This window comes from Pseudomonas sp., from assembly GCF_035512415.1.
GTDB lineage: Bacteria > Pseudomonadota > Gammaproteobacteria > Pseudomonadales > Pseudomonadaceae > Aquipseudomonas.
This window is the reverse complement of record NZ_DATKDZ010000010.1, coordinates 26,462-33,944: the sequence shown is the minus strand read 5'-3', so window position 1 is coordinate 33,944 and position 7,483 is coordinate 26,462. Positions and strand designations below refer to the sequence as shown.

Below are 7,483 nucleotides of genomic sequence, written 5' to 3'. Positions count from 1 at the left end.
GAACCACCTGATCCCATCCCGAACTCAGTAGTGAAACGATGCATCGCCGATGGTAGTGTGGGGTTTCCCCATGTGAGAGTAGGTCATCGTCAAGCACCTACACCAAAACCCCCGATCAGGAAACTGGTCGGGGGTTTTACTTTTGGGCGCGTGAAAATAAAGCGCAGAGACAGGGCTTGAATAGGCAACTGACACAGCGCGTGGCTATGATGCCTAAGCGCATCTTTCAGAGTTCCTTCTATGTCCGATCCGGCACCCTCTGAATCACTTTCCGAGCTTGAGCTGAAGCAGCTGATTGCCTGCCATGAATGTGATCTGCTGATGCGCAAGCCGCCCTCTGACCAGGGCGAGCGAGTGGAATGCCCGCGCTGTGGCTACGAGCTGTACACCCATCGTCAGCAGGTGGTGCGTCGCAGTATGGCGTTGGTGATCGCCGCGTTGCTGTTGTATGTGCCGGCGAATTTTTTGCCGATCATGCAGCTCAATTTACTCGGACAGGCAAGTGATGACACCGTCTGGAGCGGTGTTCTGGGGCTGTATAACAGTGGCATGCAGGGCATCGCCGTGGTGGTGTTTCTTTGCAGTATGGCGGTGCCCCTGCTCAAGTTGCTCTGTCAGTTCGCTGTACTGCTGAGTATTCGCCTGGATATCGGCCGCAGTTATGGCTTGCTGCTCTACCGCATCTATCACCACCTGCGCGACTGGGGCATGCTCGAAGTTTATTTGATGGGCATTCTGGTGGCGCTGGTCAAGTTGGCCGACCTGGCCGACGTAACCCTGGGCCTTGGTTTAGTGTGTTTTATTGCGTTGCTATTGGTGCAGGTGTGGCTGGAGGTGACCATGTCGCCCCACCAGATCTGGGAAGCCTTGTCCGGGGAGGATGAACATGCGGGCGATTGATGCCGGCGTGCTGATTTGCCATGAGTGCCATCAACTCAACCCGCTCTCGCGCGAGCCGGGCAAGCACTTCTGCAACCGTTGCGGGGGGCAGCTGCATGCGCGGCGGCCGAACAGTCTGGCGCGTACCTGGGCCCTGCTGCTGACGGCGGCAATTCTATATATACCGGCTAATCTGTTGCCTATCATGACCGTCAACTCCCTCGGCAAGGGGCAGTCTGACACCATCATGTCGGGTGTTATCGAGTTAGTGAACTACGGCATGCTGCCGATTGCCGCCGTGGTCTTTATCGCCAGCATTCTGGTACCTACCTTCAAGCTGGTGGGCATCGCACTCCTGCTGTATTCGGTACAACGTCATCAGCCAATGTCGGCGCGCCAGCGCATTCTGATGTACCGCTTTATCGAGTGGATCGGGCGCTGGTCGATGCTGGATATTTTTGTCATCGCCATTCTGGTGGCGGTGGTCAACTTCGGTAGCCTAGCGAGTATCGCGCCGGGTGCCGGTGCCGGCGCTTTTGCCTGCGTGGTGATCCTGACCATGCTGGCCGCTTTGACCTTTGACCCTCGTTTGATTTGGGATAACACGGACTCGGATGACAACCATGAATGATTTGCCGATGGCCAAGGCGCGGCCTGCTTCGAACTGGTCGGCTATTTGGGTATTGCCGCTGATTGCTCTGCTGATTGGCGGCTGGCTGGGCTGGCGTGCCTACAGCACGGCAGGTATCGAGATTCAGGTGGCGTTTCAGAGTGGCGAGGGTATCCAGGTCGGCAAGACCGAGGTCATCTATAAAGGCATGCCGATTGGCAAGGTGGTCGCCCTGGCCCTTGAGCGCGGCCCCGATAGCCGCGGGGTGATCGCGACCCTGGAGATGGATAAGGACGTCGAGCCGCATCTGCTTACGGGCACGCGTTTCTGGCTGGTCAAGCCGAGCGTCAGCCTGGCCGGTATCACCGGCCTGGAGACCCTGGTGTCGGGCAACTACATTGCCGCTAGCCCGGGAACAGGCGAGCCGACCCGCGAATTTACTGCCCTCAATGAGCCGCCGCCGCTAGCGGACACCGAGCCGGGGTTGCACTTGACCCTGAAGGCCGAACGTCTGGGCTCGCTGGGCAAGGACAGTCCGGTGTTCTACAAGCAGATCAAGGTGGGCCGGGTGAAAAGCTACGCACTGTCCGAGGATCAGAGCGTGGTCGAGGTGAAGCTGTTTATCGAGCCGGCCTACGCCAGCCTGGTGCGTAAACATACGCGTTTCTGGAACGCCAGCGGTATCAGCATCGACGCCGATCTGTCGGGCTTCAAGCTACGCAGCGAGTCCTTGGCCAGCATCGTGGCGGGCGGCATTGCGTTTGCCACTCCAGAGCATCGGACCGACAGCCCGCCAACCGACCCGAGCCTGCCGTTCCGCCTCTATGAGGATTTTGATGCGGCCCAGGCTGGTATCCGCGTGGTGGTCCAACTGAGTGATTTCGAGGGGTTGCAGGCGGGGCGGACGCCGGTGCTGTACAACGGCATCCAGGCCGGTACCTTGAAGACCCTGAAGGTCAACGATAGCCTCACCGGAGCCACCGCCGAGCTAACCCTCGACCCACGCACCGAGGAGTACCTGGTCGAAGGCACCGAGTTCTGGGTGGTCAAACCCTCGATCTCGTTGGCCGGCATCACCGGGCTGGAGGCTCTGGTCAAGGGCAATTACATCGCCGTACGCCCGGGGGAAAAGGGCAGTACAGCCAAGCGCGAGTTCGAGGCGCGGCCCAAGGCCCCACCGTTGAACCTGGATGCACCCGGCTTGCATCTGGTGCTGTTCAGCGACCAACGCAGTTCACTGGAACTGGGCAGTCCAATTCTCTACCGCCAGGTGCAGGTCGGCTCGGTACAGAGCGTGCAACTTTCGCGCAACAATATGCAGGTGGTATTCGGCGTGCATATCGAGCCGGAGTACGCGCATCTGGTCAATAGCAGCACCCGATTCTGGAATGCCAGCGGGATTACCCTCAAAGGCGGCTTGTCCGGTGTCGAGGTCAAGAGCGAGTCGCTGCAGACCTTGCTCTCCGGCGGCATCGCGTTTGATACCCCCAACCTGCAGGCCCCCAAGGACGGCAAGCGGGTGCAGCGCTTCAGCCTTTATTCGAGTCAGGAGCGCGCGTTGCAGAAAGGCGTCGCGCTGACCATCCGGGTCGAGCGTGGCGATGGTCTGAGTCCGGGGACGGCGATTCGCTACAAGGGCCTGGATGTGGGCAAGGTCGAAAGCATTGAGCTGACCGATGACCTGCAGGCCGTGATCCTGCATGCCCGCATAACCCAGGCAACTGCACAGATCGCCCGTGCCGGTAGCCGCTTCTGGGTGGTCAAGCCCGAGGTCAGTCTGACCCGTGCGGCCAATCTGGAGACTCTGGTTACCGGCCAGTATCTGGAGGTGCAACCGGCGAGCAAACCGGGGCCAACCCAATTGGTCTTTACGGCCAGCGACTTGCCGCCCAGTGCCGCAGAGAACGTCACCGAACAAGGTTTGCGTCTGGTGCTGAGTGCGGCGCGGCGCGGCTCGATCAAGCCGGGTGTGCTGGTCAGTTATCGCGAGATTCCGGTGGGCAAAGTGACCGATTTCGAACTGGGGCCGACCTCGGATCGGGTGCTGATCCATGTGCTGATCGAGCCGCGTTATGCGCCGCTGGTACGCAGCGGCAGCCGTTTCTGGAATGCCAGCGGTATCGGTGTGGATGCCGGGCTGTTCAGCGGCGTGAAGGTGCGTACCGAGTCATTGGAGGCCTTGCTGGAAGGTGGTATCGCCTTCGCCTCGCCGGATAACCCGCAGATGGGCGGGCCGGCGCAGCCAGGGCAAACCTTTGCCTTGCACGACGAGGTCAATGAAGAGTGGCTACGCTGGGCACCGAAGATAGCGCTGGAGAAATAACCGACAAGGGCCGCAATTGCGGCCCTTGTGGTTTGGGGTGTCCTGCCTGGCATCCGATTGGTGGGTTACGCGACGGCTGGACGTTGCGTTGTGTCGACGATACGCGTGCCGCGCCGCTAACCCACCCGCCCTAGGCCGGTTCGGCGGTTGCAGCTGTCGTTTCGGTTTGGCTCTTGGCCGTTTCGCGGCGCTGGATATATTTCCAATCCGCTTCGTCGATATAGATGCCGTTCGGCCCGCTACCGCCTTCCAGGTCGATGGCCACGTGGGCCGAGACCTGCGGCTTCACCGACGCCAGGATCGGCACGAAACCGAGCTGCAGGCTGGTTTCGATCAGCGCCTGCTGATTCTTCTCATCGATATCCGCCGCCTCGTCCAGGTAGTAAGGCAAACGCACCTTGCCGGCCTGGTCGCGATCCATCAGGTGCAGCAACAGGTACATGTTGGTCAGCGCCTTGATGGTCATGGTGGTGCCGTTGGAGGCTGCACCATCGATATCGGTGTGGATCACCGGTTGGCCGTGCACCTTAGTGATCTCGAAGGCCAGTTCAAACAGGTCCTTCAAGCCCAACTGGTTATGGTTGGCCGCAACCAAGCGCGACAGGTAGTCCTTGGCTTCCTCGTTCTTGCTGTCCTGCTCGCTGCTCTGCTGCAGGTCGAACACCGAGAGGGTTTCGCCTTCTTCGTACTGGCCGGCGCTGTGGATGATCTGGTCGATATGCTTAAGCGCGTCCTTGTTCGGTGCGAGGACGATGCGGAAGCTTTCCAGGTTGGACACCTGGCGCTTGTTGATCTCGCGGTTGAACAGCGCCAGCTGGTGTTCCAGGTTGTCGTAGTCGCTGCGGATATTGCGCAGGGTGCGGGCGATATCGGTAACTGCCGCACGGCGCGCCTTGGCCAGGGTGATGGCTTCATCCTGGCGGTGGGCGTAGGCGTTGACCAGCAGGTGCAGGCGGCGCTCGACATCGTCTTCGCTGTCGAACTTGGCCACACCTTTCAGGCGCACCTGGGCGTAGAGCGCCTCGATCTGCCCGTCGATACGTTGCAGACCCTGCCAGGCGTCCTGGTAGTCGTTAAGCAGCGGCAGCAGGTTGTCCAGCGAGTCGTCCACCGGGTCGGTAAACGGCGTGCCGAATGGCAGGTCGGCTGGCAGCAGTTGGCGACGGCGCAGGGCGTCTTCCAGGGTGCGCTCCTTAGCTTCCAGATCGGCGAGCTGACGGCCGACCAATTGCAGCTTGGCGGAGAGCTGCTGCACGCGCTCGGTAAAGGCATCCGAGGCACGCTTGAGTTCGTCCTGGGCGGCTTCCAGCTGCGCCAGTTGCTCCAGCTTCTGTGGTTCTTCAACCGCTAGGGTCTGGCTCTTGCGGAAGTCTTCCAGGGCTTTCTGCGCATCCAGTACGGCCTGGTAGAACTGTTCGGCCTGGGCCTTGCTCGCGGCGCGGTCGGAGGCGACCGCCTGCTGGGTTTTCAGTTGTTTGTATTCACGCTCCAGACGGTCTTTCTGGTCCCGCAAAGCGGCGCGGTCGGCCAGGGCCTGCAGGGCTGGCGGCTCGATATGCGAGAGGTCGATGGTCAGGCCCGGCACTTCGAAGTGCTCGCCTTTAAAACCGTCGAGGATAGCTTCGAGGGATTTGACCCAGGCATCACCCTCGGCGACCTGAATGCCTTTTTCACCGAGCGGCAGGCTGAACAACTGACCGTTGAACAGGCGCATCAGGCGGTCGACATCGGCCTGGCTAAACTCTTCCCGCAGACGCGAGTAGCTGTTGTTGTCGGCGTGTTCGAGTTGCTGTTTCACCGATTTAAGGCGTTTATCCAGATCGCGCAGGCGCTCGTCCAGATCCTCGGCGGAGAACTGCCGCGACTGCGCCAGGGCACCGGCCAGTTCGTCGTGAGCATCCTTGGCGGCCAGCAGCTGCTCTTCCAGCACCTTGGCGTCGTTGACCAGGGCGAAACGATTCTTCAGTACCGACAGCTCGCCGAGCCAGCGTTGGATCTCGCTGATTTCGCGCTCCATGCGCATCAGTTCCTGGGTGCCGTCACGTTGCTCGTGCTGCAGGCCGTCCTGCTCACCACGGTAGTGTTCGGCCTGGATCACCAGTTCTTCACGGCGCGCGCCGGCGTAGTCCTGCCAGGTGCCGAGCAGCGAGTCGAGCAGCGGCGAAAGGCGATGCAGCTTGCCGCGCAGTTGTTCGCGCTGGGCCACGCCGGCGGCCAGTGCCTCGATCAGCGGGCCGGCGGTAACCAGCGCCTGGTAGTCCTGCTCCATGCGCCGCACATCGCGGAAGGCTTCTTCGGTGGCGGCGATATAGTCGACGCTGCCCGAGCGCAGGCTGTGCTCGAAGGCATCGAGGAACAGCTGTTTAAGCTTGGCGGCGGTGATTTCACGCATATGCAGCAGGTTGATAAACAGCGCGCGGAAGGTCTTCAGGCTCTGCTCGCTGGTGGAGCGCAGCGGGATCAGGGTCAGGTCCAGCGGAATCGAGGTATGCCCGCCGACCAGCAGACGGCGCAGCTCTTCGGGTTTCAGCTCGTAGGCCTTGATACCCTCGCGTTCCAGCGCGTTGAACAGTTCGCGTTGACGCAGGCAGGTGCCGTTCTTCTGGTAGTGCTCCAGGTCCAGGGTGCCCTGGTAGGCGAAGAACTGGTGGCCGAAGCCGCCGCCCGGGCCGCGCCCGGCCACGCCGATCACATGGGGGCCGTGGGGCAGCACGACTTCGACGAGGATATAGCTGGTGTCGCTGGCGAAGTAGAACTTGCGCGACTGCTCCAGGCTGTATTTACCGAAGCTCATGTCCGACATACGCGCCAGAATCGGGAACTGCAGGGCGTTGATCGAGGCGGATTTACCCAGGTTGTTGGCCCCGTACACCGACAGTGGGTTTTCCAGAGGGAACAGGCCGAGGCTGTAGCCGGCGGTATTCAGTAGGGCGAAGCGGCGGATGCCGTAGCGTTCCTGGCTCATGCGAGGGTCTCCTGGGCGTCACGTTCTTCGGCCATGGCGCGGGCCAGGGCGTCTTCTTCGGATTCGTCGGTATCCGTTTCGGCGAGGCTGATGATTTCGTCTTCGGCCTCCTCATCCAGCAGCACCGGCGTTGGCAGCGGCAGGCTGCTGTGCAGGGTGGCGGCCAGGTCGCGGTCCTGCTGTACGGAGAGGCACACATCGAGGAAGCGGTGCATCGGCGCGAGAAAGCGGTAGATGCCGTTGTCTTCGCTGGCAAAGCCGAGCTGGGTCAGGCGGCGCATGACTTTCTCTTCCAGCTCATCCTGGGTGGTGACTTCGGCCTGGAGAAACAGGTCGCGGTACTTCTCCAGCAGCGCTGGCAGCTCGTCACGGCCGAGGCTGCCGCCGTCGAGTACGGCCAGCGGGTCGCGGCCCTGGTCGGCCAGGTGCTCGACCAGAATAAAGGTGAACAGCGCCAGGCGCTGAGCAGTCTTGTTGACCTGTGCGCCCATCTGCTCGGGGACGAAATAGTAGAAGCCGCGGCTGTCGCAAGTCAGCTCATAGCCCAGGGCCTTGAACAGGCCGCGGTACTGGTCCTGCTGGCCGGCCAGTTGGGTATAGAGCTCCGGGTTGCTACGGCTGATGTGGTAGCCCTTGAACAGCTCGCGGAAAATCGGGGCGAGCTGGGTCAGTTCTTTTAGGTCGATATTCATGGGCAATGCTCACA

5 protein-coding genes and 1 rRNA gene are annotated in these 7,483 nt (G+C 61.3%); 4 read left to right on the top strand and 2 right to left on the bottom strand.

Annotation, left to right across the window (positions count from 1 at the left end; all coding sequences use genetic code 11):
- From rrf to VMP31_RS05335, 4 genes are all read left to right on the top strand, one after another.
- A 5S ribosomal RNA gene (gene rrf, locus VMP31_RS05350) occupies nucleotides 1-95 on the top strand; the annotation flags it as partial.
- Between the two features lie 145 nt (nucleotides 96-240).
- Nucleotides 241-900 (top strand): paraquat-inducible protein A, encoded by a 660-nt coding sequence (locus tag VMP31_RS05345; RefSeq protein WP_325504839.1) that lies wholly within the window; start codon nucleotides 241-243, stop codon nucleotides 898-900.
- A complete protein-coding gene (locus VMP31_RS05340; RefSeq protein WP_325504837.1) occupies nucleotides 887-1,510 on the top strand; it encodes a paraquat-inducible protein A in 624 nt (207 codons plus the stop codon). The genes VMP31_RS05345 and VMP31_RS05340 overlap by 14 nt, the downstream gene beginning before the upstream one ends.
- Nucleotides 1,503-3,812, top strand: a complete 2,310-nt coding sequence (locus VMP31_RS05335) for a PqiB family protein (protein WP_325504835.1) — start codon at nucleotides 1,503-1,505, stop codon at nucleotides 3,810-3,812. Before VMP31_RS05340 ends, VMP31_RS05335 begins: the two co-directional genes overlap by 8 nt.
- Nucleotides 3,813-3,942: 130 nt before the next feature.
- Here VMP31_RS05335 and mksF read toward each other — a convergent pair whose 3' ends face one another.
- Entirely contained in the window at nucleotides 3,943-6,777 is a 2,835-nt protein-coding gene (mksF, locus tag VMP31_RS05330; RefSeq protein WP_325504833.1) for an Mks condensin complex protein MksF, read from the bottom strand.
- On the bottom strand, nucleotides 6,774-7,469 hold the full coding sequence (gene mksE, locus VMP31_RS05325; protein ID WP_325504831.1) for an Mks condensin complex protein MksE: 696 nt from the start codon (nucleotides 7,467-7,469) through the stop codon (nucleotides 6,774-6,776). The genes mksF and mksE overlap by 4 nt, the downstream gene beginning before the upstream one ends.
- Nucleotides 7,470-7,483: the final 14 nt, after the last annotated feature.